30 protein-coding genes are annotated in these 25,855 nt (G+C 66.3%); 15 read left to right on the forward strand and 15 right to left on the reverse strand.

Features of this window, described 5'->3' with window-relative positions:
- Nucleotides 1-81: 81 nt before the first annotated feature.
- The gene (locus tag QCD70_RS10825; protein ID WP_301216045.1) at nucleotides 82-705 is read left to right on the forward strand and encodes a GyrI-like domain-containing protein; all 624 of its coding nucleotides are present in this window, start codon (nucleotides 82-84) and stop codon (nucleotides 703-705) included.
- An 81-nt stretch (nucleotides 706-786) separates the two neighbouring features.
- Here the strand turns inward: QCD70_RS10825 and QCD70_RS10830 are convergent, their stop codons facing one another.
- The gene (locus tag QCD70_RS10830; protein WP_301216047.1) at nucleotides 787-1,728 is read right to left on the reverse strand and encodes a LysR family transcriptional regulator; all 942 of its coding nucleotides are present in this window, start codon (nucleotides 1,726-1,728) and stop codon (nucleotides 787-789) included.
- A gap of 123 nt (nucleotides 1,729-1,851) precedes the next feature.
- Between QCD70_RS10830 and QCD70_RS10835 the strand changes: the two genes are divergently transcribed.
- Nucleotides 1,852-2,844 carry a DUF1852 domain-containing protein gene (locus QCD70_RS10835; RefSeq protein WP_301216280.1) on the forward strand — a complete coding sequence of 331 codons (993 nt, stop codon included), beginning with the start codon at nucleotides 1,852-1,854 and terminating at the stop codon, nucleotides 2,842-2,844.
- Between the two features lie 20 nt (nucleotides 2,845-2,864).
- Entirely contained in the window at nucleotides 2,865-3,893 is a 1,029-nt protein-coding gene (locus tag QCD70_RS10840) for a methionine synthase (RefSeq protein ID WP_301216049.1), read from the forward strand.
- 47 nt (nucleotides 3,894-3,940) lie between these two features.
- Here QCD70_RS10840 and QCD70_RS10845 read toward each other — a convergent pair whose 3' ends face one another.
- Complete coding sequence (locus tag QCD70_RS10845) at nucleotides 3,941-4,351, reverse strand: (R)-mandelonitrile lyase (protein ID WP_301216051.1); 411 nt, start codon at nucleotides 4,349-4,351, stop codon at nucleotides 3,941-3,943.
- A 147-nt stretch (nucleotides 4,352-4,498) separates the two neighbouring features.
- Between QCD70_RS10845 and QCD70_RS10850 the strand changes: the two genes are divergently transcribed.
- A complete protein-coding gene (locus QCD70_RS10850) occupies nucleotides 4,499-5,548 on the forward strand; it encodes an alcohol dehydrogenase catalytic domain-containing protein (RefSeq protein WP_301216053.1) in 1,050 nt (349 codons plus the stop codon).
- A 188-nt stretch (nucleotides 5,549-5,736) separates the two neighbouring features.
- Entirely contained in the window at nucleotides 5,737-6,726 is a 990-nt protein-coding gene (locus tag QCD70_RS10855; RefSeq protein WP_301216055.1) for an amidohydrolase family protein, read from the forward strand.
- A gap of 28 nt (nucleotides 6,727-6,754) precedes the next feature.
- On the opposite strand, the gene QCD70_RS10860 is transcribed toward QCD70_RS10855, so the two are convergent.
- Together QCD70_RS10860 and QCD70_RS10865 are read right to left on the reverse strand one after the other, a co-directional pair.
- Nucleotides 6,755-7,648: a helix-turn-helix transcriptional regulator gene (locus QCD70_RS10860; RefSeq protein ID WP_301216058.1), complete on the reverse strand. Its 894-nt coding sequence runs from the start codon at nucleotides 7,646-7,648 to the stop codon at nucleotides 6,755-6,757.
- Nucleotides 7,649-7,733: 85 nt separating this feature from the next.
- The gene (locus tag QCD70_RS10865) at nucleotides 7,734-8,117 is read right to left on the reverse strand and encodes a cupin domain-containing protein (protein WP_301216060.1); all 384 of its coding nucleotides are present in this window, start codon (nucleotides 8,115-8,117) and stop codon (nucleotides 7,734-7,736) included.
- Between the two features lie 17 nt (nucleotides 8,118-8,134).
- Here QCD70_RS10865 and QCD70_RS10870 point away from each other — a divergent pair, with 17 nt between their 5' ends.
- Nucleotides 8,135-8,551, forward strand: coding sequence for a DUF4259 domain-containing protein (locus QCD70_RS10870; protein ID WP_301216062.1), 417 nt, complete (start codon nucleotides 8,135-8,137; stop codon nucleotides 8,549-8,551).
- Nucleotides 8,552-8,635: 84 nt separating this feature from the next.
- On the opposite strand, the gene QCD70_RS10875 is transcribed toward QCD70_RS10870, so the two are convergent.
- Nucleotides 8,636-9,346 (reverse strand): alpha/beta hydrolase, encoded by a 711-nt coding sequence (locus QCD70_RS10875; protein ID WP_301216064.1) that lies wholly within the window; start codon nucleotides 9,344-9,346, stop codon nucleotides 8,636-8,638.
- Nucleotides 9,347-9,482: 136 nt separating this feature from the next.
- Between QCD70_RS10875 and QCD70_RS10880 the strand changes: the two genes are divergently transcribed.
- The 5 genes from QCD70_RS10880 (at nucleotide 9,483) to QCD70_RS10900 (ending at nucleotide 12,892) form a co-directional block, all read left to right on the forward strand.
- On the forward strand, nucleotides 9,483-10,682 hold the full coding sequence (locus QCD70_RS10880) for an EAL domain-containing protein (protein WP_301216066.1): 1,200 nt from the start codon (nucleotides 9,483-9,485) through the stop codon (nucleotides 10,680-10,682).
- A gap of 126 nt (nucleotides 10,683-10,808) precedes the next feature.
- A complete protein-coding gene (locus tag QCD70_RS10885; protein WP_301216068.1) occupies nucleotides 10,809-10,931 on the forward strand; it encodes a hypothetical protein in 123 nt (40 codons plus the stop codon).
- A complete protein-coding gene (locus tag QCD70_RS10890) occupies nucleotides 10,924-11,058 on the forward strand; it encodes a hypothetical protein (protein ID WP_255354454.1) in 135 nt (44 codons plus the stop codon). The genes QCD70_RS10885 and QCD70_RS10890 overlap by 8 nt, the downstream gene beginning before the upstream one ends.
- Before the next feature lie 19 nt (nucleotides 11,059-11,077).
- The gene (locus tag QCD70_RS10895; protein WP_301216072.1) at nucleotides 11,078-11,401 is read left to right on the forward strand and encodes a biopolymer transporter Tol; all 324 of its coding nucleotides are present in this window, start codon (nucleotides 11,078-11,080) and stop codon (nucleotides 11,399-11,401) included.
- Nucleotides 11,402-11,458: 57 nt separating this feature from the next.
- Nucleotides 11,459-12,892, forward strand: a complete 1,434-nt coding sequence (locus QCD70_RS10900; protein WP_301216074.1) for a hypothetical protein — start codon at nucleotides 11,459-11,461, stop codon at nucleotides 12,890-12,892.
- Nucleotides 12,893-13,051: 159 nt separating this feature from the next.
- Here QCD70_RS10900 and QCD70_RS10905 read toward each other — a convergent pair whose 3' ends face one another.
- Complete coding sequence (locus tag QCD70_RS10905; protein ID WP_301216076.1) at nucleotides 13,052-13,786, reverse strand: helix-turn-helix domain-containing protein; 735 nt, start codon at nucleotides 13,784-13,786, stop codon at nucleotides 13,052-13,054.
- Nucleotides 13,787-13,897: 111 nt separating this feature from the next.
- Nucleotides 13,898-14,572 (reverse strand): stage II sporulation protein M, encoded by a 675-nt coding sequence (locus QCD70_RS10910; RefSeq protein WP_301216078.1) that lies wholly within the window; start codon nucleotides 14,570-14,572, stop codon nucleotides 13,898-13,900.
- An 81-nt stretch (nucleotides 14,573-14,653) separates the two neighbouring features.
- On the opposite strand from QCD70_RS10910, the gene QCD70_RS10915 reads away from it, so the two are divergent.
- On the forward strand, nucleotides 14,654-15,343 hold the full coding sequence (locus tag QCD70_RS10915) for a small multidrug efflux protein (RefSeq protein WP_301216080.1): 690 nt from the start codon (nucleotides 14,654-14,656) through the stop codon (nucleotides 15,341-15,343).
- 186 nt (nucleotides 15,344-15,529) lie between these two features.
- On the opposite strand, the gene QCD70_RS10920 is transcribed toward QCD70_RS10915, so the two are convergent.
- A complete protein-coding gene (locus QCD70_RS10920) occupies nucleotides 15,530-16,744 on the reverse strand; it encodes an MFS transporter (RefSeq protein ID WP_301216082.1) in 1,215 nt (404 codons plus the stop codon).
- A gap of 207 nt (nucleotides 16,745-16,951) precedes the next feature.
- On the opposite strand from QCD70_RS10920, the gene QCD70_RS10925 reads away from it, so the two are divergent.
- A complete protein-coding gene (locus QCD70_RS10925; protein ID WP_301216084.1) occupies nucleotides 16,952-17,242 on the forward strand; it encodes a 2Fe-2S iron-sulfur cluster-binding protein in 291 nt (96 codons plus the stop codon).
- Nucleotides 17,243-17,372: 130 nt separating this feature from the next.
- On the opposite strand, the gene QCD70_RS10930 is transcribed toward QCD70_RS10925, so the two are convergent.
- From QCD70_RS10930 to QCD70_RS10960, 7 genes are all read right to left on the reverse strand, one after another.
- Complete coding sequence (locus QCD70_RS10930; RefSeq protein ID WP_301216086.1) at nucleotides 17,373-18,854, reverse strand: dihydrolipoamide acetyltransferase family protein; 1,482 nt, start codon at nucleotides 18,852-18,854, stop codon at nucleotides 17,373-17,375.
- Nucleotides 18,855-18,941: 87 nt separating this feature from the next.
- Entirely contained in the window at nucleotides 18,942-19,922 is a 981-nt protein-coding gene (locus QCD70_RS10935; protein WP_301216088.1) for an alpha-ketoacid dehydrogenase subunit beta, read from the reverse strand.
- The gene (locus QCD70_RS10940) at nucleotides 19,922-21,043 is read right to left on the reverse strand and encodes a thiamine pyrophosphate-dependent dehydrogenase E1 component subunit alpha (protein WP_301216090.1); all 1,122 of its coding nucleotides are present in this window, start codon (nucleotides 21,041-21,043) and stop codon (nucleotides 19,922-19,924) included. The genes QCD70_RS10935 and QCD70_RS10940 overlap by 1 nt, the downstream gene beginning before the upstream one ends.
- A 31-nt stretch (nucleotides 21,044-21,074) precedes the next feature.
- The gene (locus QCD70_RS10945; protein ID WP_301216092.1) at nucleotides 21,075-22,181 is read right to left on the reverse strand and encodes a histidinol-phosphate transaminase; all 1,107 of its coding nucleotides are present in this window, start codon (nucleotides 22,179-22,181) and stop codon (nucleotides 21,075-21,077) included.
- A 159-nt stretch (nucleotides 22,182-22,340) separates the two neighbouring features.
- Entirely contained in the window at nucleotides 22,341-22,769 is a 429-nt protein-coding gene (locus QCD70_RS10950; RefSeq protein WP_301216094.1) for a DUF6527 family protein, read from the reverse strand.
- Nucleotides 22,759-23,973, reverse strand: coding sequence for a ThiF family adenylyltransferase (locus QCD70_RS10955; protein ID WP_301216096.1), 1,215 nt, complete (start codon nucleotides 23,971-23,973; stop codon nucleotides 22,759-22,761). Before QCD70_RS10955 ends, QCD70_RS10950 begins: the two co-directional genes overlap by 11 nt.
- Nucleotides 23,948-24,616 carry a multiubiquitin domain-containing protein gene (locus QCD70_RS10960; protein ID WP_301216098.1) on the reverse strand — a complete coding sequence of 223 codons (669 nt, stop codon included), beginning with the start codon at nucleotides 24,614-24,616 and terminating at the stop codon, nucleotides 23,948-23,950. Before QCD70_RS10960 ends, QCD70_RS10955 begins: the two co-directional genes overlap by 26 nt.
- Before the next feature lie 154 nt (nucleotides 24,617-24,770).
- On the opposite strand from QCD70_RS10960, the gene QCD70_RS10965 reads away from it, so the two are divergent.
- Nucleotides 24,771-25,280: a helix-turn-helix domain-containing protein gene (locus QCD70_RS10965; protein ID WP_301216100.1), complete on the forward strand. Its 510-nt coding sequence runs from the start codon at nucleotides 24,771-24,773 to the stop codon at nucleotides 25,278-25,280.
- A complete protein-coding gene (locus QCD70_RS10970) occupies nucleotides 25,277-25,831 on the forward strand; it encodes an ImmA/IrrE family metallo-endopeptidase (RefSeq protein ID WP_301216102.1) in 555 nt (184 codons plus the stop codon). The genes QCD70_RS10965 and QCD70_RS10970 overlap by 4 nt, the downstream gene beginning before the upstream one ends.
- Nucleotides 25,832-25,855 lie beyond the last annotated feature (24 nt).

The following is a 25,855-nucleotide window of genomic DNA, read 5'->3' on the forward strand; positions in this document are numbered from 1 at the left end:
CCCCTGCCGCGCCGATCGAGTAGCCGCGCGACGAAGGAGCCGGCGTATCGAGATCACCGCCCCGCGACTACCCTCCGAGATATGAAGCACGACGTGAAGAAGGAGCACCCCGCGCTCTACTCCCCCTCGTCGAAGACATTCAGCGACGTGGTCGTGCCGCCCCTGCAGTACCTCGCCGTCGAGGGCGCCGGCGACCCGAACACGGCTCCGGCCTACGCGGCCGCCATCGAGGCGCTGTTCTCCACCTCCTACACGCTGAAGTTCGGGAGCAAGGCCCGTGGCCGCGACTACGTCGTCGCCCCGCTCGAAGCCCTCTGGACCGCCGACGATCCGAGCGCATTCGTTTCGCGCGACAAGACCTCATGGCAGTGGACCGCGCTGATCAACCAGCCCGAGTGGATCACCGGCGACGACGTGGCCGCGGCCCTCGAGGCCGCGGCGGCGAAGAAGCCCAACCCGGCCCTGCCGCTGACGCGACTGATCACGCTCGACGAGGGGCGCAGCATCCAGATTCTGCACGTCGGGTCGTACGACGACGAGGGGCCGACGCTGGCGCGGCTGCACGACGAGTACATGCCGCAGAATGGGCTGACGTTCGCCGGGCCGCACCACGAGATCTACCTGAACGACGCCCGACGAACCGCACCCGAGAAGCTCAAGACGGTACTGCGCCAGCCGGTGCGCACAACCAGCTCACCGCATTGAGGGGCGGAGAATGGCCGCTTCGGGCGCGGGCGAAGCGGCCATTCTCCGCACTTCAATCACGCCTCGAGCTCGGCGCTTCGGCTAGCCGACCAGTTCCACGCCGAAGTCGGCGACGACGGCCCGCACCTCGGAGAGGTAGCGCTGCCCCTGCTCGGTGAGGGGGATCGCGGAATGGCCGATCCAGCCGATCTCGATCTCCTCGTCGACGTTGAGCGGCACGGCGACGATCTCCGGGTCGAGGTCATCGCTGATGATGCCCGTCGAGATCGTGTAACCGTTGAGTCCGATCATGAGGTTGAAGATCGTGGCGCGGTCGGAGACCCGGATCTCCCGTTTGCTCGACAGGGTCGAGAGGATCTCCTCCGCGAAGTAGAAGGAGTTGTTGTTGCCCTGATCGAAGGTGAGCCGCGGCAGGTTGGCGAGATCGGCGAGGGTCGCGCGATCCTTCTTGGCGAGGGGATTCTTGCGGGAGATGAAGATGTGCGGTTCGGCGAGGAAGAGGGGGCGGAAGATCAGCCCGGAATCTCGCAGAAGCTTGTCGATGACGTTGCGGTTGAAGTCGTTGCGGTACAGGATGCCCAGCTCGCTGCGGAGGGTCCTCACGTCTTCGATGATGTCCCAGGTACGCGTCTCGCGCAGGGAGAACTCGTACTCAGACGCCTCGGTGCCTCTGACCATGCGCACGAACGCGTCGACCGCGAACGAGTAGTGCTGCGTCGACACTCCGAGCAGTCGTCGCAGGGGCGGCCGGCCGAGGTAGCGCTGCTCGAGCAGCGCTACCTGCTCGACGACCTGGCGGGCGTATCCGAGGAACTCCACGCCGTCGGTGGTGAGAGAGACTCCGCGGGCGGAACGGAGGAGCAGCGAGCGACCCACCCTGGTCTCGAGGTCTTTCATCGCCGCCGACATGGTCGGCTGGGCGACGAACAGGATCTCGGCTGCCGCGGTGATCGATCCCTCCGCGGCGACCTCGATGAAGTAGTAGAGCTGCTGCAGCGTGACGCCGCTGGTCTGACGTGCCATAGGAAGAGCCTATATGGCCGCATAAAACTCTCGAATTACCCGATAGCCCGTGGACGCGTGCACGATGAACACATCGACTTCCACACGGCCGACCCGGCCGATCATCCATCGGATTGGCCACTCATGGCGAACGAGTTCACGTTCAGCATCACCACCACCCCCTTCGACGAGGACTACACGCCGTCGGAGGAGTCCCGGGCCACGACCAACTTCGCCAATCTGGCTCGAGGCGAGCACCGCCAGCAGAACCTGCGCAACGCCCTCACCATGATCAACCGCCGATTCAACGCCCTCGCGCACTGGGACAACCCCACCGCAGACCGTTATGTCGTCGAGCTCGAGATCGTGACCGTCGAATTGCAGTTCACCGACGGAGGCGAGGACCGGGAGTTCCCCCTGCTCGAGGTGCTCGACATCCACGTCAACGACCAGCAGACCGGCATTCGTCACCAGGGCATCGTCGGCAACAACTTCTCGTCGTACCTGCGCGACTTCGACTTCAGCGTGCTCCTGCCGGCGGCCAACGAGGGCGCCACGGAGTTCACCGTGCCCGACGACTTCGGCGCCCTGCACGGCAAGCTGTTCCAGCACTTTCTCGACTCTGCTGCGTACAAGGAACGCTTCCCGAAGCCGCCGGTCATCTGCATCAGCGTCTCGACGAGCAAGACGTATCGTCGGCTCGAGAATCACCACCCGATCCTCGGCGTCGAGTACGAGCAAAGCGACTACTCGCTGACCGACGACTACTTCGGTCGAATGGGCCTGACGGTTCGCTACTTCATGCCGCCGGGCAGCGTGGCGCCGCTCGCGTTCTACTTCCGCGGCGACCTGCTGGGCGACTACTCGAATCTGCAGCTCATCGGCACCATCAGCACGATGGAGACGTTCCAGAAGATCTATCGACCCGAGATCTACAACGCGAACTCCTCCGCGCCGAGCATCTACCGGCCGACCCTCGATCAGCAGGACTACTCCCGCACCGAGATCGACTACGACCGCGAGGAGCGCAGTCGGCTTGCGGTCACGCAGGGCCGGTTCACCGAAGAGCACTTCGTGAAGCCGCACGGGCGCGTGCTGCAGCACTGGGCCGCCAACTACCCCGTTCCCGCCCGATGACCCACGACGAATCGACGACCATGAACAGCCTTCTCCCCACGACCATCGCCGGCAGCCTCCCCAAACCGTCCTGGCTCGCGGAGCCGGAGACCCTCTGGTCTCCCTGGACGCTGCAGGGTGACCGCCTGGTCGAGGGCAAACAGGATGCGCTGAACGTCGCACTCCACGAGCAGCGCCGGCGCGGCATCGACATCGTCAGCGACGGCGAGCAGACCCGCCAGCACTTCGTCACCACGTTCATCGAGCACCTGAGCGGTGTCGACTTCTCCCAGCGCGAGACCGTGCGGATCCGCGATCGCTACGACGCCAGCGTGCCCACCGTCGTCGGGGCGGTGAGCCGCGAGAAGCCTGTGTTCGTCGACGACGCCCGGTTCCTCCGACAGCAGACCGACCAGCCGATCAAGTGGGCGCTCCCGGGCCCCATGACGATGATCGACACGCTCTACGACCGCCACTACAAGAGTCGGGAGAAGCTGGCGTGGGAGTTCGCGACGATCCTCAACCAGGAGGCGAAAGAACTCGAGGCTGCAGGAGTCGACATCATCCAGTTCGACGAACCCGCCTTCAACGTCTTCCATGACGAGGTGCAGGACTGGGGCGTGGCTACGCTCGAGCGAGCTGCGGAAGGGCTGCGCGCCCAGACAGCCGTGCACATCTGTTACGGCTACGGCATCAAGGCGAACAACGACTGGAAAGCGACCCTCGGCGCCGAATGGCGCCAGTACGAGAAGTCGTTCCCTCTGCTGGAGCAGTCGTCGATCGACATCGTCTCGCTGGAATGCCAGCACTCGCATGTGCCGATGGACCTCATCGAACTCATCCGCGGCAAGAAGGTCATGCTCGGAGCGATCGACGTGGCGAGCTCGGAGGTCGAGACGCCAGAAGAGGTCGCAGACACTCTGCGGAAGGCGCTCGCGTTCGTCGATGCCGACAACCTCATTCCCAGCACGAACTGCGGAATGGCGCCGCTGGCGAGGGATGTGGCTCTGGGCAAGATGAGTGCGCTCGCGGCGGGCGCCGACATCCTCCGCGCAGAGCTCACCTCATAGGACCGTTCCCTGAGCCTGTCGTTCCCTGAGCCTGTCGAAGGGCGCCCCTACTCGATCACCGCAGGCCCGTAGTCCTCGTCGGTGATGTGCTCGAGCCAGGTCGTCGTGGTCGCCGGGTCGTCGCCAGCCTCGAGCATCGCGATGTGCTCCATGAACGTGTCGCCCGACGCCGCGTGGAAATGCTCCTCGCCCGGCGGCGTGTAGATCGTCTGCCCGGGGTGCACCTCATGGATGTTCCCGGCGCGGTCGCCGAAACGTGCGATTCCCTGGGTGACGCGCAGGTACTGCCCGCGGGCATGCGAATGCCACGCCGTTCGCGCACCGGGGGCGAACTTCACGATCGCCACGGTCATCCGCTGGTCGTCGGTGTGCGGTGCCGCGACGACGTCGAGCCACACGTCTCCGGCGAACTGCTCGGGCGGGTTCTTGACACTGGGCTTCCGGGGTTCGATCTGCATGTCGGCGACGCTACGCCGACCGGATGCGGTGCGGGAGGGTCTGCCATTACCCGTTTCACCAGACCCTCCCGCGCACGGGACAGGGAGGAGTTGACTGTGTTCGGGCCCGACGCCGGGCCTCCACAGACCCCGATCAGAAGGAGCCCCATGAAGGCCACATTCATGTACGGAGCGGGCGACGTCCGCATCGAGACCGTCGCCGGTCCCGTCATCCAGCAGCCCACTGATGCCATCGTCCGCGTCGTGCGCGCCTGCATCTGCGGGTCCGACCTGCACCCGTATCACTCCATGCCCGCCTCCGAGAAGGGCCAGTCGATGGGCCACGAGATGATCGGCATCGTCGAGGAGGTCGGATCGGCCGTCGCACTCGTCAAGGTCGGCGACTTCGTCATCGCGCCCTTCGCCTTCCAGGACAACACCTGCGCGTTCTGCCGCGACGGCGTGCAGACCTCGTGCGTTCACGGCGGCTTCTACGCCACGGCCGAGACGGCCGGACTGCAGGCCGAGCTGGCCCGGGTTCCGCAGGCCGACGGCAGCCTCGTGAAGGTGGCCGGGGCGGATGCGTCGACCGCCGACGAGGCCCTGCTTGCCTCGCTGCTCTCCCTCTCCGACGTCTACCTCACCGGATTCCACGCCGCCCACATGGGCCGCGTCGAGGCGGGCAAGACCGTGACCGTGATCGGTGACGGCGCCGTCGGGCTCTCGGCCGTTCTCGCCTCTCGGCAGCTCGGCGCCGAGCGCATCATCCTCATGGGTCGGCACACCTCGCGTACCGACCTCGGCATCGAGTTCGGAGCCACCGACGTCGTCGCCGAGCGCGGCGACGAGGGCATCGCGAAGGTCATGGACCTCACGAACGGCGAGGGCAGCCACATCGTGCTCGAGGCCGTGGGCCACATGCCCGCCTACGAGCAGGCCTACGGAATCGTGCGCCCCGGCGGAGTCATCTCGCGCGTCGGCGTTCCGCAGTACGAGGATGCGCCCGTGGGCTTCGGCTCGCTGTTCGGCAAGAACGCCACCCTCACGGGCGGCCCCGCCCCCGTTCGCGCCTACCTCGAGCCCGCCATCCAGCAGGTTCTGAACGGCGAGATCGACCCGGGCCGCGTCTTCGACCGCCGGGTCGCGATCGACGAGGTGCCCGCCGGCTACGCCGCGATGGATGCCCGTGAGGCGCTGAAGGTCATGGTGACGTTCTGACGACAACCATTTCGCGCAAGGAGTGACGTCGCGCAGCCTGCTCGCCTCGCGAGTTGCCAATTCGCGCCACCTGCGCGCCGGGTGTTGCCGGTTCGGTCGACCCGAAGTGGCAACACCCGACGTACGCTGACGGAGCAGCGTGTGCCCGCGCTCCGAGGTGACCCTGACCGTCGTGAATGGAGACCCGCTTGACACTGATAGCGATCGAAGAGCACTGGAACCTGCCCGAGCTGACCTCGGCCGTCAAGGCGCTGCCTGCGGATCGTGCGGACGCCAGCATCGCCTTCGACGAGATGGGCGACAACCTCGAGCGCCTCGACGATATCGGCGACGCGCGGGTCGCCCTGATGGACGAGCAGGGTGTCGACCTCCAGATCCTCTCTCTCGCCCCTCCCGGAGCCCAGCCTCTCGACGCCGCCGACGCGGTGCGTCTCAGCATGCTCGCGAACGACCTCGCCGTGGAGGCGGTGAACCGCCACCCCTCACGCTTCCGGGCTTTCGCGACGTTGCCGATGGCGGACCCGGTTGCCGCCGGAATCGAGCTCGAACGCGCAGCCGACCTCGGCTTCGTCGGAGTGATGGTCTACGGCAGAACAGGCACGACGCCGCTCGACGATCCCCGCTACGACGACCTGCTCGCTGTCGCCGCGGCCCGGAAGCTGCCCGTCTTCATTCATCCGCAGATTCCGCAGCGCGACGTGCGCGAGGCTGCCTACAGCGGCTTCGACGCCATCACCGACCTCGGCCTTGCGACGTTCGGCTGGGGCTGGCACCTCGAGGCGGCCCTCTCCGCACTTCGCCTGATCGTGCGCGGGAGCCTCGACCGCCACCCCGACCTGCAGCTCATACTCGGCCACTGGGGTGAACTGCTCGCGTTCTGGAGCGACCGCACCGACAGCCTCTCCCTCGTCGCAGGCCTCGACCGGAGAGTATCCGACTACATCCGCTCCGACGTGCACATCACGAGTTCGGGAATGCTGAACCCGACACTCCTGCGCCACGCTCTCGACGTCACGACTCCCGACAGACTCCTCTTCTCCACGGACTACCCGTTTCAACGCCCGAGCCGCAGCGACATCGCCGAATTCCTTACGGCCTTCCCGACGGATGAGGCCCGGGAGAAGTTCACGTCAGGCAACGCACGCTCACTGTTCGGTATCGCGGAGTCGACCGAGTAGAGCACCCGCTCTGACGAACGGGATCCGACTAGCGGGGCGCCGCCGCCGGCGGGGCGTCGACAGTCGCCGCGTCCGTCGCATCCTGCGTCGCCGCCCACGACGCGAGCAGCGTGAGGCGCTCGGCGGTCGGCGAGCCGGCCGGGGCCGTGTAGACGTTCATGACCAGGCCGGGTTCGCTCGGCAGCTCCATCGACTCGAAGTTCAGGTCGAGGTCGCCGACGATCGGGTGGTGCAGGCGCTTCACCCCGCTTCGGTGGTACATGACGTCGCGGGAGGCCCAGCGCTGCCGGAACAGTTCGCTCTGCATCGACAGTTCGCCGATCAGGCGGATGAGCGCCTCATCGTGCGGAGCGCGCCCTGCTTCGAGGCGCAGCATCGCGGCGGCATCGAAGGTGATCTTGTCGTAGTCGCGCCAGAACTCCTTCGCCGCCGGGTTGAGGTAGGTGAAGCGCGTGGTGTTCACCGGCCGATGAGGGTCGTCGAACACCGGCGCGTAGAGCGCGCGGCCCATGCGGTTGGCGGCCAGGATGTCGTGACGTCCGTTGCGCACCCAGGCCGGCGCATCCGCCATCGCGTCGAGCACCTGCCGCACCGCGGGCCGTACCTCGGCCGGCACCGCGCGGGGCTTGCGAGACGGGCCCGCGTTGCGGGCCAGGTCGAACAGATGGTCGCGCTCGGCGTCGTCGAGCTGCAACGTGCGGGCCAGCGAGTCGAGAACGCTCTCGGATGCCCCGGCGAGGTTCCCGCGCTCGAGGCGCACGTAGTAATCGACCGAGACACCGGTGAGCATGGCGACCTCTTCACGGCGCAGGCCGCTGACCCGGCGGTTGCCGCCGTAGACGGGGAGGCCCGCCTGCTCGGGCGTGATGCGCGCGCGGCGTGAGCTGAGGAACTCGCGCACTTCGTCTCGGGCGTCGGTCATGACTCCACGCTAACCCCGCTGCGCTGTGCTGCGGGAGGCACTGCGAGTACCCGCCTCACGCGCTGCGCCGGTCGAGCAGCCGGCCTCAGCTGAACGAGCCCAGCTGCTGGTCGATCGGAACCGACCTCTCCGAGACCACGTCGCCCGTGTGCGCGGTGGTCACCGTCTCGATGAGCATGATCTCGACCTCCTCCTCGGCCACGGGGTTATGCCGCACTCCGCGCGGAACGACGTAGAACTGGCCCGGGTCGAGCACGACCTCCTCGTCGCCCTCCAATTGGATGCGAAGCCGCCCCGAGACCACGAGAAACATCTCGTCCTCCTGGTCGTGCGCGTGCCACATCAGCTCGCCGAGCAGCTTCGCGACCTTGATGTACTGGTCGTTGACGCGGCCGACGACCCGAGGAGTCCAGTGCTTCTCGACCTGCTGCAGTTCGGCGGCGACATCGATCCCGAGAATGTTCGTCATGCATCTATCTTGGAACCATGGGGACATGGAGCGGACAACCATTCGGAAGCGACTCGGCCGGCGACTGGGCCTGGGACCTCGACGACGCGGCCGGCTGGGGTTTTGTGCGTGATGCCCTGACCCGCGTTATCGGGCAGACCGAGGTCGACGCCGACGACGCGGTCGTTGCGATCGCTGCGGCAGAGGTGGTCGCCCACGGCCTCGGCCGTCCGACCCAGTCCGACGCCTACACCGAATCGGTGGGCGTTTTCGTTCAGCGGGTCGGGCCCCCCGACGCGGCCCTCGTGGCCATCGCCCTCGAGGCGCTCGCCGCATCCACGTCGCCCGAGAGCGAATTGAGCGAGCTGTGGGCCGACGAAGACTCCGCCGAGTGGCTCGATGCGAATGAGGCACTGAAGAACGCTCTGGATGCCGGGTCGCCCGGGCTTGCCTGAACGTACGGCCCGTCTGAAGCGGCATCGACTTCGGCGGGGGGGCAGATGCGCGTGGTTCCTCCCGTTTGGAAAGAGGAAGGCGGCCTACTCGATAAGCGCGGCCAGCTGCTCGACCATGAGGTCGGGGCGCGTGATGAACGGGTGATGGCCCGTCGGCAGCTCCACCGAGCGGGTGGCCCGTGCCGCATGGAAGCGCTGCAGCTCGAGCGAGGTGCTGCGATCCTCGCCGCACACGATGTACGTCGAATCGACTCCCCGCCATCCGGCCGCCGTCGTCGGAGTCATGAACGCCGTCGCGTCCTGGGCCGTGACGCGCGACCAGGCCTCGCGCTGGGTCTCTTCAGCGGCATCCTGCAGGAACCGGGCGCCGAACGACGTCGCGTCGTAGCCCGTGACGCTGAGCGTGCCGTCGCCGTTGTCGCCGATCGACACGGGATCGGGCTCGCCGCTCATGATCGCGCCCTGCGCCTGGCCGCTGTCGGGCAGGTATGACGAGATGTAGAGCAGGTGGCGAATCGCGGGGTGGGCGCCGGCCTCGGCGATGACGGTTCCGCCGTAGGAGTGCCCCACCACGATCGCCTCGTCGACGGCGTCGAGCTCACGGCGCAGCGCGGCGGCGTCACCGACGAGCCCGCCGGCGGCATCCGAAAGGCCGTCGGCCGTGCCTTCGCCGCACGACGGCAGCGCCACGGCGCGGCTCCGGATGCCCGTGCGCCGCTCGAGCAGGTCGGCTGCGGGCTGCCACCACCAGGCTCCGTCGCGAACGAGGGCGCCGTGCACGAAGAGGAGTTGCATGGTGTGTCCTTTCACAGCCGAGCGGTGTCTCAGACTGTACGACCGGGCACCCCGCGAGCGCGGCGGTATTCGCTCACAGCGCGACTCCAGACCGCCGTAGTAACCGGTTTCGCCCGAGTACTGCGTTAATAGGCACATGCAGACTCTCGGTTTCGACCGTCTCGTGACGAACTTCCAACCGGTGATCGACATCGATTCGGGGATGGTCGTGGCCTATGAAGCCCTGAGCCGCGCGTTCTCCGACGGCTCTCCGGTGCCCCCCGATCGATTGCTGCGTGACGCGTATCGAGACGACCTGGCGGCACAGCTCGACTCCGCCTTCCTCGATTCCGCGCTGCGCGCCATCGACACCCAGAGCCTCGACACCCCGCACTCCGTCTTCGTGAACGTGGAGCCGGCCAGCCTGGCCCACGGACGCGTACCACCGGAGCTCATCGGTGCTCCGCCGCTCGTCGTCGAGATCACCGAGCGCGCGCTCACTCATGACCCGGGGTCCCTGCTCACCGCCGCCGCGGCGCTGCGGGCCGCAGGCCACCTCATCGCGATCGACGACCTGGGCGCCGAGCCCGCGTCTCTCGCGCTTCTTCCGCTGCTCGCGCCTGAAATCGTGAAGCTCGACATGAACCTCATCCGTCGGCAGCCCGATCGCACGGCCGCGATGACGATGACCGCGATCGCGGGCTACGCCGAGAGGAGCGGCGCGATCATTCTGGCCGAGGGCATCGAGACGCCCGCCCACATCACCCGCGCGCGTGCTTTCGGCGCATCCCTCGCCCAGGGCTGGCACTACGGCAAGGCGACCGCGACGACCGATGAGACTCCCGGAATCGCCCGCCTCCGCCCGAAGCGCGGCCGCCATGCCCTCGACGTCAGTGACGAGCCGAGAGGCACCACCCCGTTCGACGTGGTGTCGCGGGCGGCGCCGGTCAAGCTGGGCGACCGCGCCCTGCTCCTGCAGGTCAGCGCGTTCCTCGAGGAGAGGGCCGGCGCCGGCGGCGATTCCGCCGTGCTGCTCGCGACCTTCCAGGCCGAAGACAACATCACGCCCGCTACGCGAACCCGTTACGAGGCCCTGGTCGGTTCCGGATGTCTGTTGACGGCGTACTCGACGGGCGCGTCTGCGGGTCTTCCGCATCCGGCCCGCAGTGTGGTCGTCGCCGACGACGACCCGCTCGCCGCCGAATGGGATGTCGTTCTGCTGACCGCCGACTACGCCGCGGCCCTCACCGCTCGCGAGATCGACCGCACCCGCCATCGCGAGGGGTTCTACGAGTTCTCGCTGACGACCGATCGCGCGCTCGTGAGGCGCTGCGCGAGGGCGCTGCTGTCGCGCTGAACTCTGCTGTCGCGCTGACGACGTCGGTTCACGCGCGCGGCCGTACGCCGGATTCGCGCCCACAGCGTCAACCCCTGACGCCGAGTCGGCGCGCAGGCGTAACGTCGCGTGTGGAAAGGAGCACGAATGACGACGAACGAATCCAAGAAATCGGATGCCGACGAGATTCCCGATGGCTCGGGATCAGACGGCAGCGAGCCCCAGGATGGTGCCGACACGGCATCGGGCGGAGGAGCAAACGATGAGTGACCCTCGCCCCGAGCACACCCCGAAGCCCGACGAGATCGACCCCGAGACCGGAACCGAGCCGGACGGGACTCCCGTGGAGAACCCGTCGGGATCGTGGGCCGGTCGGCCCGAGCTGATCGCGGCCTAGCGCCACACTTCTCACGCGCATGTCTGAGACGGGGTCTGTCGACGACGACCGCTGGTTGGTCATCAATGGCCGCAAGTGGCGTCGCACAGACCCCGTTCTCAGTGAGACGCTGGTGTCTCGACTTAAGTCGCACCTCGGGCGCGGCCGCTCCGGGGTGCGCGCGGCGAAGTCGGCGGGCGACGAAGCCGCCGTTGCTGCGGCCGTCGCCGCAGCGCGAACGCGGGTCGGCCTGGCGAAGCACGGCCTCGGCGAGCGCGGTCCCCTCTGGTGGGACTCCCCCGAGAAAGACAGGATCGCCCGGGCGAACGAGGCCCTGAGACAACTCGACGCCCTCGACGAGTAGACCCCGTCTCACCCGGCGCTGATTGAGTAGCGCAGAAGTTTCTGCGAGCGTTGACCCATGCCCGCGCCCTCCGACGACACCGCGCGCCTCGGACGGCACCCGGGCATCCAGAACCTGCGCCTCATCGCGGAGGCCTCTCTCGGCCTGGCCGCCGCCCTCGGGGCGCCCGCGTCACTCCTCTTCTCCTCCCTCGGCGCCGGCGATTGGAGCTGGCCCCTCGGGATCCTCGCCGTCTGGCTCGTCTTCGGAGGCGGCATCGCCATCGGAGTCACCCTCGCCTACGACGTGATCGAATTCAGCCCGCACGAACGCACCGCCTCGATGCGCCGCGGCACGTTCTCGTTCCGCCGCCGCACCGTGCCGCTCGACACGATCACCGAGGCCTGGCGCTCGGTCTCTTCCGCCCCCAACGGCACCGACTACATCGTCTACCGCTTCACCTCGACCGACGGCGCGACCTCCCGCGTGCTCGTTCGGGGCCGCCCGATGACGGGCCTGGATGCGCAGGGCCTGCGCAGTCTGGCCGCGTTCGTCGGCGGCCTTCCGCTCGAGGTTCCGGATGCCGCGGCCCGGCCGGCGCGCATCGGTGACGGCCGCGAGACGGCCGGCACTCCCGCGCTCACCGAGCGGCAGCGCGCCGCGGCGGTGTCACTCACCGAGGGCGGCGGCAAGTCTCGCGTGGGCCGCGAGACCCTGCTGATCGAACTGCAGGGCCTGATCGACACAGCCGAGGCAGCGGACTCCCCGTACCCGCCAGGTGCCGACGGAACCACGGGGTCGCGGGAGCCCGCCGCACCGGCGACCCGGCGGCCGCGCGGCGGCATCCGGGCCCTGATCGCCCTGGTCAAGGCCGACCGCCTCGAGCGCGCGCGGGAAGATGACGACGCGGAGGCCACCGACCTTCTCGCATCGCACCTGGCCCGCACCGGTCGTCTGCGCCGATTGCTGCTGCGGCTGCTCATCGGCTGCATCGTTGTCGGCGTCGGGGTGGTCGCGGTGTCGATCGTGCTCGACGCGATCAGCTCGAGAATCCTCGACGCGACCGGCGAAGACGTGGTGCTGCTGGTGGTCGTGAGCGCCATCCTGCTGTCGATCCCGCTCATTCTGGGCTGGTGCGCGGCGGCCGATGCCGACGTGCGGAGCCGACGAGCTCTCGCCCGCCGGTGGATGGCGCTGCGCGACGGCGACGACCGCGAGCGCGGCATGCCGACACCGTTTCTGCTGGCGTGGACAGAGCAGGCGTGGAGGCTGCGCTCCGCGGGGGCGGGTATCTGGAGCGTGGTCGGAGCGGTCATGATCATCATCGGCATCGTCGCGCTCGTCGACAGCGAGCTGCCGCTGCTCACGAACATCGGAATCCTGGTGAGCGGGCTGGCGCTCGTGGGCATCGGGGTCGCCATGTTCATGTCGGTGACCCGCAGGCGCCGCGCCGAGGCCGAGGAGATGGTCTACCTCGGAGGCGCCCGCCTGCTGACGGACGACCTGCGCTGACCGAGGAGCGGGCCGTACTCTGCGCCGGCTAGGTCTTCCCTCTGCAGAGGGCGCGATCCGTATTACAGGACAAACAATCGGACACGCCGCTCCGGCTACGCAGAAACGCCGAGCCTCCATCGAAACGTCCTGTTGAACGGGTGACAGCGAAGTGCGCGGTCAGTCGTTGTGTTCCCTGGCGAGTTCGAGGGCGATGACGCCCGCACGGGCCATCACCTCGAGCTGGGCGGCGTTGTAGGTCACCCGCACCGACTCATCGATCGTTTCGCGAACGACGTGGGAACCTTTGGTCAGGTGCGCTCCGGGCGTCACCAGCCAGGGGTACTCGTCGAAGAGCTTGGCGAACACCGGGCCGAAATGCTCCGCCAATCGGATGCGCGTGGGCTCGTCCGCATCCGGCGCGAGGTTCTCGAATTCCTCATCGACGGCATCCGAACCGACCTCGGCCATCTGCCGCAGATCGGCCATGGCCGTGTCGTCGTAGAGCTGGTTGTAGATCAGCATCAGGGACTGCTCGGGCTTCGTGAGGTTCGCGGCGACGTTCTCGAACCCGGCCGGCACGCCCGTGACGGAGGAGCCGTCGAGGATGGCGCGCACCTCCGCGCGGGCGCGTTGGAGCCGCTCGATGCTCGACGCGAGGTCCGCGTCTATCGCGCGGAGGGCATCCGCCGGCGAGTCTTTACCGAAGCCCACCTGCTCGATCTGGTCGAGTGGAACGCCGAGGTCGCGCAGCCGCCTGATCTGCAGCAGCCGCACGAGGTGGGCGACCTGATATTGCTTGTAGCCGTTCGACATGCGCACCGGCTCGCCGAGCAGGCCGGCGCGGTGGTAGTGCCGCACGGTGTTCACGGTCGTTCCGGCGAGGTCGGCCACTTCACGGGTGCTCCACGGCATGTCGCATGCTCCCTTCGGTTCTCGGTGTCGCGGTGGGGTGCGCAGCGATCGAGATGCCTGTGCACCCCACACTGTCAAACATCGGCGCCGCCGTCACGGCATCTCTCGGGTTCACAGCAGCCACAGCGACAGCGGGTGCACGAGGTAGAGCAGCGAGAACGATTCGTAGAGCGCGCCGATCACGAGCAGGACCAGTGCGGGCAGGGCAAGCCAGCCCAGCTGCTGCAGGCCGCGCAGATAGCCCTGGCGGTGGGTGGTCACGGCGGCGGTGCGGGGCCACAGCCACGACCGGCCGAGCAGATAGGCGCCGAGCAGAAGCAGGATGTATGCCTGCAGCTCGATCACGACCGTCAGGGAATGCGGGCTGAGGGCCACCCAGCCGATGTCGGTCGTCGGGGCGATGGTGATGCCGGTCGTGAACGACCACCAGGCGAACAGGGGCAGGCCCACGAAGGGCACGACCAGCGAGGGCAGCACGATGGTAAGTGCGCTGAGCTTTCCGACGTTGATGGCGAAGATGACCACCGCGAAGAGCCACGGGCTGCTGAGCAGCGAACCGACCAGCTCCGACGTGCCGTCGGTCTGCTGCGTCTGCAGCCGGGCGCGGCTGAGGTCGGGGAACACCATTCCCACGACGAAGCCCGCGACCACCAGGCCGTAGGCCATCAGGTTGATGGCGAGGTAGGCCCGTTTGTTCGCGCCGAGGATCTCGAAGGGGCGGCGCAACATGCGGGGCCGCCGGGTGTCCGAGGCGGCTGCCTCGGGTTCGTACGTCTTCTGTGTCATGACGACAGCAGACACCCTGTTCCCACCACAGGGTCAAGAGCGCTTGACCCTGTGGCGGGAACACGGTCTCTACTGACACGTATGAACCCCATCGAACAGCTCGTCAGCAATTTTCAAGACCTCGTCGCCCAGGTGCCCGAGTTCCTCCAACCACTCATCCTCGTGCTCGCCGGAGCCGTTCCCTTCGTCGAGGGCGAGCTCTCAGCCATCATCGGCGTGATCGGCGGAGTCAATCCGATCGCCGCCGCCATCGCCGGCGCCACGGGCAACTTTCTGTGCGTGCTGCTCGTGGTGCTGCTGAGCTCGCGGGCACGCACCGCGGTCGTCGACCGTCGGGCCGCTCGGGCTTCGTCTTGGGCTTCGGCTTCGGCTTCGGCTTCGGCTTCGGCTTCGGCTTCGGCTTCGGCGAAGCGGATGCGCGCGGGCCACGACGGGGTCGGCTCGTCGACGGCGGGTGTTCCGACCACGAGCATCGCCACGGTCGACGTCGCCGAGGTCGACGCGGACTCGCACGCCGCCGAGGCGAAGCCCACAAAGCCCCTATCGAAGGGCCGCCTGCGCTTCAATAAGTGGCTCGTGCGCTTCGGCGTTCCGGGGGCGAGCATCCTCGGGCCACTGGCGATCCCCACTCAGATCACGTCGGCCATCCTGGTCGCCGGAGGCACCCCGCGGGCATGGGTTCTTCTCTGGCAGGCCGTCGCGATCGTCTTCTGGACGACCGTGGGCACGACCTCGGTCTGGCTCGCCCTGCGCGTCGCGACCGGCGCCTGACGCTGCGCGCTGCCCCTAGAACTCCCCGCTGCGGACAGTAGTTGCCGGCGCACCGGGCACTACTGTCCGCGAGGGGCACTACTGGCGGACCCCACTGCGCCGATCGAGCAGCGGCGCGACAAAGGAGCCCGCGGATCGAGATCACCCCCGGCGGCCTCGGGCCACTCGACCGACGCAGAAGCAGCACTATTCGACCGGCGTGCTCGACCTCCAGCTCGGCAGCGCGATCAGCGACAGCAGCGCCGTGATCGCCGACGCCCCGAGCACCACCCACGCCACAACAGATGTCCCCGCCGCACCCACGACCGCTCCCGCCACGAGAGTTCCCGCGCCGATCCCGAGCGTCATCGCGCTGACCACCCACCCGTTCGCCTCGGTGAGCGCGGCGGCAGGGCTGAGCTGCGCGATGCGCTCGAACACCTGGCCCAGTGTCGGAGGAAGCATCAGCCCCGAGACACCTGCGACGACCACGTACACCCAGGTCGGCAGCCCTGTCGCCACGAGGGGCAGGTACCCGACCGCCAGCAGAAGCCCGCACACCGTGAGCAGTCGTGCCGGGGTCGAACCGAGGGGCCGGATGCCGACGACGGTCGCGCCGACGAGGGCACCCGCGGCGTTCACCGCGAGGATCCATCCGGCGAGTCCGTCGCTGGCCCGGGCAGCTTCGGAGGCGGTCGCCACGATGGTCAGCGCCCCGACCGGAACGCCGATGCCGAAGGTGAACACGGCGACCCGGGCGACGGCCGGCATAAGAATAGGCGACCGGATGCCCGGGTGGGCGGCGCCCCCGGCCCGTCGGTGGGCCGAGGCGGCGCGGGGTGCCGGGTTGACGATGAAGGCGAGCGCGCCGACGAGTCCGAGCCCGGCCGCGAACAGGAGGTTGCCGACCGGGCCGAAGACGGCGATTCCGACGACGGTGAGCAGCGGACCGACGATGAAGATGATCTCCTGGGCACCGGCATCCAGACTGAAGGCGGCCTTGAGCTGCGGGCCGGGGTTCACCAGACGCGGCCAGAGGGCGCGAAGGGCGGGCTCGAGCGGCGGCGTGAACACGCCGGCGGCCGCCGCGAGGGCCACGGCGAGGCCCGGCAACGGTTCGAGGGTCAGCGCCATGCCGGTGAAGGCGAGAAAGCTCAGGATGCCGCTCAGGGCGAGAATGGCGACCTGCCCGAAGCGGTCGATGAGTCTGCCGAGAAGCGGCTGTCCGACGGCTCCGGCGACCACGTAGACCGCGGTGATGAGCCCGGCGAAGCCGAAGTCTCCGCTGGTCGACCGCACGAGCTGAACGATCGCGAGTGCCGCCATCGCTCCGGGCAGACGGCCCAGCAGCGAGGTGAGGAGCAGGTACGCGGTGTGCCGGCTCCGCAGAACGGAGACGACGGGGAAGGGCGTGCGTGTCATAGGTCCAGTCTGGTCTCGATGCGCTTCGGTCGAAGACGGCCGTGCAGTGACTCCAAGGTCTGCACTGAGTTACGCTTCTCGAGGCTTCGACGCAGCGCGAGCGTGCACTCGCGTCGGGCTGCCCAGTTCAGTTCTCAACGCGGCAATCGGCGACGCCGTTCGCTCGGGCGTCATCGCCGTACCGATCGATTACTTCCGGGAGTAGGCATGGAGAGCGACACCGACCATCCACTCGTCGTGGAGTTCGACGGCGAACGGCACGAGCTGCTGTGGCCGCCGGCTGTGCCGCTCGCCGACTTCTTGAAATCACGTGGCATCAAGGTGCCATATGCGTGCGGAGAGGGCTTCTGCGGCGCGTGCATCGCGCGTCTGACCAGCGGCAGCGTGACCATGGCCATCAACGAGATCCTCGACGAGGACGACCTCTCGAACGACTTGATTCTCGGCTGCCAGGCCGTGCCCGACGGTGACGAACCCATCACGGTCATCTACGACTGAGCGCCGCCGCACTGCTCTGCGCTGATCGAGTAGCGGGTGAGGAACGAACCCGAGTATCGAGATCACCACCGGTGGTCTCGATACGCTTCGGCCGCAGGCGGCCTCTGGCTACTCGACCGGCGCAAGGAAGCTAGTCGAGCAGCAGCGCCGGCTCTTCCATGATGCTCGCGACGTCGGCCAGGAACCGGCTCGCCACATCGCCGTCGACAACACGGTGATCGAAGCTCGCCCCGACGGTCGTCACAAACCGCGGACGTACTTCCCCATCCACGACCCACGGCTTCTGCTTGATCGTTCCCAGGGCGACGATCGCGACCTCGCCCGGGTTCAGAATCGGCGTGCCCGTGTCCATGCCGAACACCCCGATGTTCGTGATCGTGATCGTCCCGTTGGCTTGGTCCGCCGGCGAGGTGCGCCCCTCGCGCGCGGTCAGCGTGAGCTGCTCCAGCGCCGTGGCGAGCTCGAGCAGCGACATGTCCTGCGCATCCTTCACGTTCGGAACGATCAGCCCGCGCGGGGTCGCCGCCGCGATGCCGAGGTTCACGTAGTTGCGAACGATGATCTCCTTGTCGGTCCACGCCGAGTTCACCATCGGGTTGCGGCGCACGGCCCAGATCATGGCCCGCGCCATGATCAGCAGCGGCGATACCTTCACGCCGGTGAAGTCGGTCGACGTCTTCAGTCGCTTCACGAACTCCATGGTGCGAGTCGCGTCGACGTCGACGAACAGGCTCACGTGCGGCGCCGAGAACGCGGAGTGCGTCATGGCCTTCGCGATCTGCTTGCGCACGCCCTTCACGGGAATGATCTCTTCACGCGTGTCGGCCCACTGCGGCGTCTCGATGTTGTGGAACACCTTCGCCTGCTCCGCGTGGCGCACGACGTCGTCGCGGGTGATGTCGCCGATGGGCCCGGTGGGCTGCACCTCGGCGAGGTTCACGCCCAGGTCTTTGGCGAGCTTGCGAATGGGCGGCTTGGCGATGATCGGCAGGCCCGTGAGAACGGGCACGCGTGCCGCGCGGGCACCGGATGCCTGCGGCTGGCCGCTCGATGCGGGCCCGGTCGACGCTGCGTTTGGCTTGGGTGCCGCGGCGCCCGCGCCGGAGCGAGCGGGCCGGCGGCTGGCGACGTGACCCTTGATGCCGTACCCGACCAGAACCGCGCCCGACGAGCTGTCGGATTCCTGCGAGACCGAGGCGGCGGCATCCGCTCGCACCTGCTCGGCCTCGACGACCGCGGGCGACGACGCGACCGCGGGGGCGACGTGGTGTGCGGCCGTGGGGGCCGGGGCGGGCTCGCGCACGGGAGCCGCGGCAGCCGCGGTGATGGGCGTCTCGAACCCGGGAACGGGAGCGGACGCGGACGTGCCGCCGGAGGAGGTGACGGTGATGATCGGCGTTCCCACGTCGACGGTGTCGCCCTCGGCGACGAGCAGTCCTTCGACGACGCCCTCGAACGGAGAGGGCAGCTCGACGAGCGACTTGGCGGTCTCGATCTCGACGAGCACGTCGTTGATGGCGACGGTGTCACCGGGGGCGACGCGCCACGAGACGATCTCGGCCTCGGTGAGGCCTTCGCCGACGTCGGGGAGGTTGAAGTGCGAGGTGGTCACGATGCCATCCTTTGCGATTGAAGCGGGCCCTTCGACGGGCTCAGGGAACGGACCGTTCCCTGAGCCTGTCGAAGGGAAATCATGGGTCTAGTAAGCCAGCGACCGGTCGACGGCCTCGAGGATGCGGTCGACGTCGGGCAGGAACAGCTGCTCGATGCGAGGCGCGGGAACGGGAACGTCGAAGCTCGACACCCGGATGACGGGAGCCTGCAGCGAGTAGAACGCCTTCTCGGCGACGGTGGCGGCGATCTCGGATCCGACGCTGACGAAGCCGGCGGCCTCCTGGCATACGACCAGGCGGCCGGTCTTGGTGACCGACTCGAGAATGGGCGCGTAGTCGATGGGGCTGATCGAGCGCAGGTCGATCACCTCGAGGCTGACGCCTTCCGACGCGGCGAGCTCTGCGGCCTGCAGCATCATGGTGACCATGGCGCCGTGGCCGACGAGCGTCGCATCCGTGCCCGTGCGCGCGACGCGACTGGCGTGCAGCGGCGAGGCCGAGGCATCCAGATCGACGGGGCCCTTGGGCCAGTAGCGGCTCTTGGGCTCGAAGAAGATCACGGGGTCGTTCGACTCGATCGACTCCTGGATCATCCAGTAGGCGTCGTTGGGGGTCGACGGGCTGACCACGCGCAGGCCGGCCGTGTGCGCGAAGTACGCCTCGGGGCTCTCCATGTGGTGCTCGATCGCGCCGATGTGGGCGCCGTAGGGGATGCGGATGACCACGGGCATGGTGAGCGTTCCGCGACCGCGGTTGGTGAGTTTGGCCAGCTGCGTGGTGATCTGGTTGAAGGCCGGGTAGACGAAGCCATCGAACTGGATCTCGCAGACCGGGCGGTAGCCGCGCAGGGCGAGGCCGATGGCGGTGCCGACGATTCCCGACTCGGCGAGGGGCGTGTCGAGCACGCGCTTGTCGCCGAACTCGGCCTTGATGCCCTCGGTCACGCGGAAGACGCCGCCGAGCGTGCCGATGTCCTCACCCATGAGCAGGACTTTGTCGTTGTCGGTCATGGCCTTGCGCAGGCCCGCATTGATGGCCTTCGCCAGCGGAAGTTCTTCGACGGCCATTACTTGTCTCCTCCGAACGACGCCTCGTAGTTCGCCAGCCAGGCCTTCTGCTCGGTGATGAGCGGGTGCGGCTCGCTGTAGACGTGGTCGAACAGGTTGTCGATCGTGGGGTTGGGCAGCTCGAGCGTGCGCTTCCGGATGTCCGCCGCGAAGTCGGCCGCCTCCTGCTCGACGTCGGCGAAGAAGGCCTCGCTCGCGCCCTTGTTCTTCAAGAAGGCCTCGAAGCGCAGAATCGGGTCGCGGGCGACCCAGTAGGCCAGCTGCTCGTCATTCTGGTAGCGGGTGGGGTCATCGGATGTCGTGTGGGCGCCGATGCGGTACGTTTGGGCCTCGATATAGCTGGGTCCAAGGCCGTTGCGGGCATCGTCGAGGTGCTTGGCGCTCACCGCGTAACTGGCGAGCACGTCGTTGCCGTCGACCTGCACGCTCGGAATGCCGAAGCCGCGCGGGCGCAGGTAGAGAGGGACGCGTGACTGCGTGGCGACCGGAACCGAGATGGCCCACTGGTTGTTCTGCAAAAAGAAGACGGTGGGCGTCTGGTAGCTGGCCGCGAAGACCATGGCCTCGTTGACGTCGCCCTCGCTGGTGGAGCCGTCGCCAAAGTAGACGATCACGGCGGTGTCGGTGTCGGGGTTGCCTGTTCCGACGGCGCCGTCGAAGTTGATGCCCATGCCGTAACCGGTGGCGTGCAGCGTCTGCGTGCCGAGAACCAGGGTGTAGCCGTGGAAGTTGCCGTTCTTCGGGTCGTTCACGTCCCACCCGCCGAGGGTGGTGCCGCGCATCAGCTCGACAATGCCCATCAGGTCGATGCCGCGGATCTTGCCGACGACGTGCTCGCGGTAGCTGGGGAAGATGTGGTCCTGGCGCTTCGTTGCCCGGGCCGATCCGACCTGAGCGGCCTCTTGTCCGTGGCTCGGCGGCCACAGGGCCATCTGCCCCTGACGCTGCAGGTTGGTGCATTCGGTGTCGAAGCGCCGGATGACGGCCATATCGCGATAGAACTGCTCGTGCTGTTCGTCGGTGAGCGCCTCTATGTAAGGCAGGTACTCGTCGCTCCCGGCGCTGGGAGCGAAGGAACCGTCTGTGGCCAGAAATTGAACCGCGGGCGGAGGAGTGGTCATGGATGAACCCTCTTGTCTTTCGCTTGTATGGCTACGCTATCGGGTGCGTCGACGGGCCATCTGAGAGGGTTGCGACAAGCTTTGACGAGATAGCGATGAGTTTCTCTACAGATTCGTGCTCGCCGATCGAAATGCGCACTCCTTCGGGGTGGAATGCGCGCACGACTATTCCATTTTCGGCATATACCTGTGCAGCGTGCGCGGTGTGCTCTCCGGTGGGCAGCCAGATGAAGTTTCCCTGGGGCTTCGGAGCGTCCCAGCCCTGGTCGATGAGGGCGACCCAGAGGTCGTCGCGGCGCTGGGCGATGTCTGCGACTCGCTCGTTGAGCTGCACGTCGTCGCCCAGGCTCACGACGGCGGCGTGCTGCGCCTGGTCGGTGATTCCGAGCGGGATGGCAGTCGTGCGAGCGGCCTGCAGAATGGCGGCGGGGCCGATGCCGTAGCCGACGCGCAGCCCGGCGAGCCCGTAGGCCTTGGAGAATGTGCGCAGCACAACGAGGTTCGGGTACTTGCCCAGGAGCTCCTTGCCGTCCACCGCGTCGTCGTCGGTGACGAACTCGCGGTAGGCCTCGTCGAGGATCACGAGCAGGTCGCTCGGAACGGCGTCCATGAACTCGGCGAACTCGTCTTTGGTGACGATCGTGCCGGTCGGGTTGTTGGGGCTGCACACGATGATCAGGCGCGTGCGCTCGGTGATCGCGTCTCTCATGGCATCTAGATCGTGCCGGTGATCGTCGCTGTTCGGAACCTTCACGCTGACCGCCCCGGTGAGGGTGGGCATCCAGGGGTAGGCCTCGAACGACCGCCACGAGTAGACGACCTCGTCACCCGCGCCGGCCGCGGCCTGCACGAGCTGAACAAGGAGGGAGACCGACCCCGCCCCGATGATGACCTCGTCGGCGCTCACGCCGAACCGCTCGGCCAGCTTGGCGGTGAGGTCGGGCGCGGCGGCATTCGGATAGCGATTGAGCGAGGCGCTGGCCTTCTCGACGGCCTCGAGCACCCCGGGCAGCGGCGGAAAGGGGTTCTCGTTGCTGGAGAGCTTGAACCCTCCCTCTATAGAGGTGCCCTGCTTATACGGCGGCAAAGCGAGGATCTCGGGGCGCAGCTTGACGGGGGGAATGGAGGAGTCACTCACTGGGTCAGTCTATGTTGGCTGTCCTTTCCGCGGATCACGACGTTAGAGCATCAGCCCCAGCCCCGCATTGCACCAGAGACCGGGGGTGGCGTCCTACTACGTCGCCTGAGTCCCCCGGCGTGAGATTTAGCGTCATCACTCGATCCTTGTTGGCGCGCTTTAGCGGCCGAAGAAAGTCTTGAGAAGTCTCATCAAGAATGACGGTTTACGTGCAACAGGTTCCGACACTAGAGCTTGGTCTTCCGCAGTCGAGAAATGAATGTCGAGATCGCGTTGATCGTTCGCCCGGCCGTTCTCGATCTCCTTCTTTGTCCAGAGGGCTGCCCAATGAACTTTGTTCCCACGAATCCAGTAGTGGGCCTGGCAGGGGTATTCCCAGTTACCGACCGAGGGCGTAATACTGACGGCCTCGCCATCGAAGTACATTTTCCACTCGGCTGGACTGAGCGGCAATACAACGCTATTTCCGCAGCCGCTGGCGCAGAGATGTGCCGTAGTCGCGTACTTCATCGAGATGTACAACACACCCGGCTCGAGTGTGTTCGGAAAGGTATCGATGAACTCTGGATCGAGGTACTCAGTCTTCAACGGTCACCACCTCATTGAGTAGGTGGTTTCCGTCGATCGTGTACACGCTCGACGTTTCTGACTCGAAGTCTGCGTAGTAACCGAAGTATTTTTTCCACGCAATGACCGCAAACGCGGCGTTCAGCATGTTCAGTTCGGCGATCTGGATGTTCTGCGAGTATTCGTCGTCATCCTCATCGGCAAACGAAATGTTGTCGTTAATCCAGGTTTGATTGTCCTGCCTTGCCGAGCTCATAGTCGTTCTCACGATTCCAGCTATCGAGGTACCGGCCTGGTATATACCCATCCCGCAGTCCACCATCGGGATGGCGAACTCTTGTAGCTTCTCGATGATGTAGAGCTTCTGCGGACTGGTGTCCATCGCGAGGAACACGAAGGATGCGTCTCGCAGTTCGTCGATATTGGCGTTGGTCACACGTTCTGCGTGAGCAATGACACCGCGGTGCATGGCGTCATAGGTGACCTGGTGATGGTGAACCTTCAGCGGCTGAGCCGTGAGCTGGTCGAACGTCGCGGCACCGGGCGAACGGAACGCATTATGGGTCAGATACGTGTCGCCATCGTATAGATGCACTTCGGCGACTGGCGTTTTGGCAACCGCGTCGAGGATGTACGAGCCCGTGCCGCCCAGCCCGACAATAATCACTTTCTGACCGCGAAGCCGATCGATTACGGCCCCAATTCCAGCGCGACTGCTCGCGGAATCGAAGTACCGCAGTGGCGTCTCGTCTTCGCCTGCCTTGATCGGCGGGAAAGTCTGAACTTTGACCGCCGGGTCTATCTCGTGGACCTCGGACAGCAACATGTCCGCGTATGTCGTCATCTTCTCGTAGTAGTCCTGATAGATGGGCTCGGGCTTGTGGGAGAAGCCACAGCTTGCGATCAGTCCGCCACCGAGGTGCGTCGTGCCGATCTGGTAGATCAACGCGTGAAGCACTTGCCCGTTTGAGTCACACGGCAGGTCTTCGGCAGTCACACCGACGAAGTTCACCACGTGGCTGCTCATCGGGCCTGTGCGTTCACCACCCGCCGCGACGTCCATGACGACAGTCAACTCGGACACCAGGAACCCCCACTGAACTTTCCGGTTTGCATCGACGTAAGGTACGCGAACGATGAGGTTGTTCGCCTCCACCGCAATGTCGTATCCCTCGACCTGAAGGCGGTTGAGGTCGGGGCTACGACTTACCAGTGGCTTTGACATTGAAGATCGTCCCTTCCTTCTTGACGATGACGGTTTTACCTGCCTTTAAGGTGCCCTCTTTCGGCTCCTTCGCCTTGCGGAAAGTAACAGTGAAGCGCGTGTCGGGACTAGGTGGGACTGGGAATGCGAGCTGGACCACTTTGTCGTAGTCGACCTCCTCGTCGTCGACAGCCGCGGGGACGGTATTCACGACGATGGTCCAGCTCGCGACCTGGGCGACGGAGACGAACGCATCTCCTTCGCGGAGGTCGATTACCTTCACGTCCCGAAGGACGGTTATTTCACCGTTCGCCTTGATCTTGGCGAGATCGAAGTGCGCTGGGTCGAGACCGGCGAGGCGGAGCAAGGATGCTGCTTCCTGGTCGTCGTCGCGTGTCGAGTACGAGTTGCCGTCGATTGTGAAAGTCAGCAGCACCCGTTGCTTCAGGGCGAGAAAAGCGTCGCCCTCCTTCAGGTCCAGGACCTTGCCGTCTTTAAGCACGTCCGGGTCATCGCCAGGGACGATCCGAGCAAGGTCGAATACATCGGGGTCGCGACCGGCCAGACGCAGAAGGTTGGCCGCTTCTTGGTCATCGTCGCGAGTACTGTACTCGATTCCATCAATCGTGAATCGGATTTTCGCTCTGGACTCACTGGTACCCATCGGGCGCCTCATTTCTGCCTGGTCGGCGTAGGTGGTCCGCTAACTGTATCAGTAAAGAGTCATTGCCCACATAGAGCGTCGCGTGTCTGAATCAGTCAAGAAACAAGGTGCCTTATGCTGGGAGCATGTCGATGAGCCATTTACGCTGCGGACGATGACCGCAGACATCTCGCCGGAAACGGACTCCGGCCCCATTGAACGCCTGGACGTGGTTCAACTGGGCTCCATGCTTAAGGAACATCGAGGGTCGCTGTCGCTTCGCAAGGCCGCAGCTGAGGCGAATGTCAGCTTCAGCACGTTCTCCCGCGTCGAAGCCGGGTCTCAGCCGGATCTGACATCATTCATGTTGCTTTGCGCTTGGCTCGGAGTTCCGCCGAGTAGATTCTTCGCACCCATCGTCCCTCGCGAGGTCAATCCGATCGATGAGGCGATCTCGCACCTAACCTCAGACCCCCGCCTTGAGCCCGCTGCGGCGACCAAGATATCCGAGATGCTGCGAACTATGTATGACGCCCTCGCCGTTAACATCGCGGGTCCGCCGGTAATTGCGTGTCACTTGAGAGCAGCGAGCGTCCTTCGCCCCGGAGTGCCCCAACGTCTTAATCAAATCCTCGGAACTATGCATGAGTCCCTCGAACGCAAAATCGCTGCGGGGGAAATTTGACTCTCAAGCACGGCTTCAAGGCTCAGTCCGAGCGGACGGCTTCGAAGTTCAGGGGCGAACTCGGCCTGGCTGCCAGCGACGCGCTAGATCCACGCGTTCTGGCTGAGCACCTAGGGGTCGCTGTCGTCGATGCGGGCTCGCTCATCGCTGTCGAAGAGTTGGAAGAGCTCGAGCGCATCCAGGCCTATTCTTTTTCTGCAGCGACCTTCGATATAAGCGCGAGAAAGATCATTGTGGTCAGCCCTCTTCGCAGCCGCGGTCGCCAAAACAGCGATATCGCGCACGAACTTTCGCACGTCATCCTTGACCACGACCTTTCAGAAGTTCGAGAACTCGCTGGCATGCCCTTCCGGACCTGTAAGCCCGAGGAGGAGGAGGAAGCCACTGCGCTTGGGGGCGCTCTTCTGTTACCGCGCGATCTATTGATGTCGGCGGCCCGCCGCAACGCGACAATCGAACAAATCGCAGACCAGTATTTAGTGACCTCAGAGATGGCTCGATACAGGTACAACACCACCGGTGTTGCCAAGCAAGTGTCGCGCACAAGATAGCCACGAAATGAGCACAGCACCTGG

Origin of the sequence: Agreia sp. PsM10 (assembly GCF_030433855.1) — a bacterium.
Lineage (GTDB): Bacteria > Actinomycetota > Actinomycetes > Actinomycetales > Microbacteriaceae > Agreia.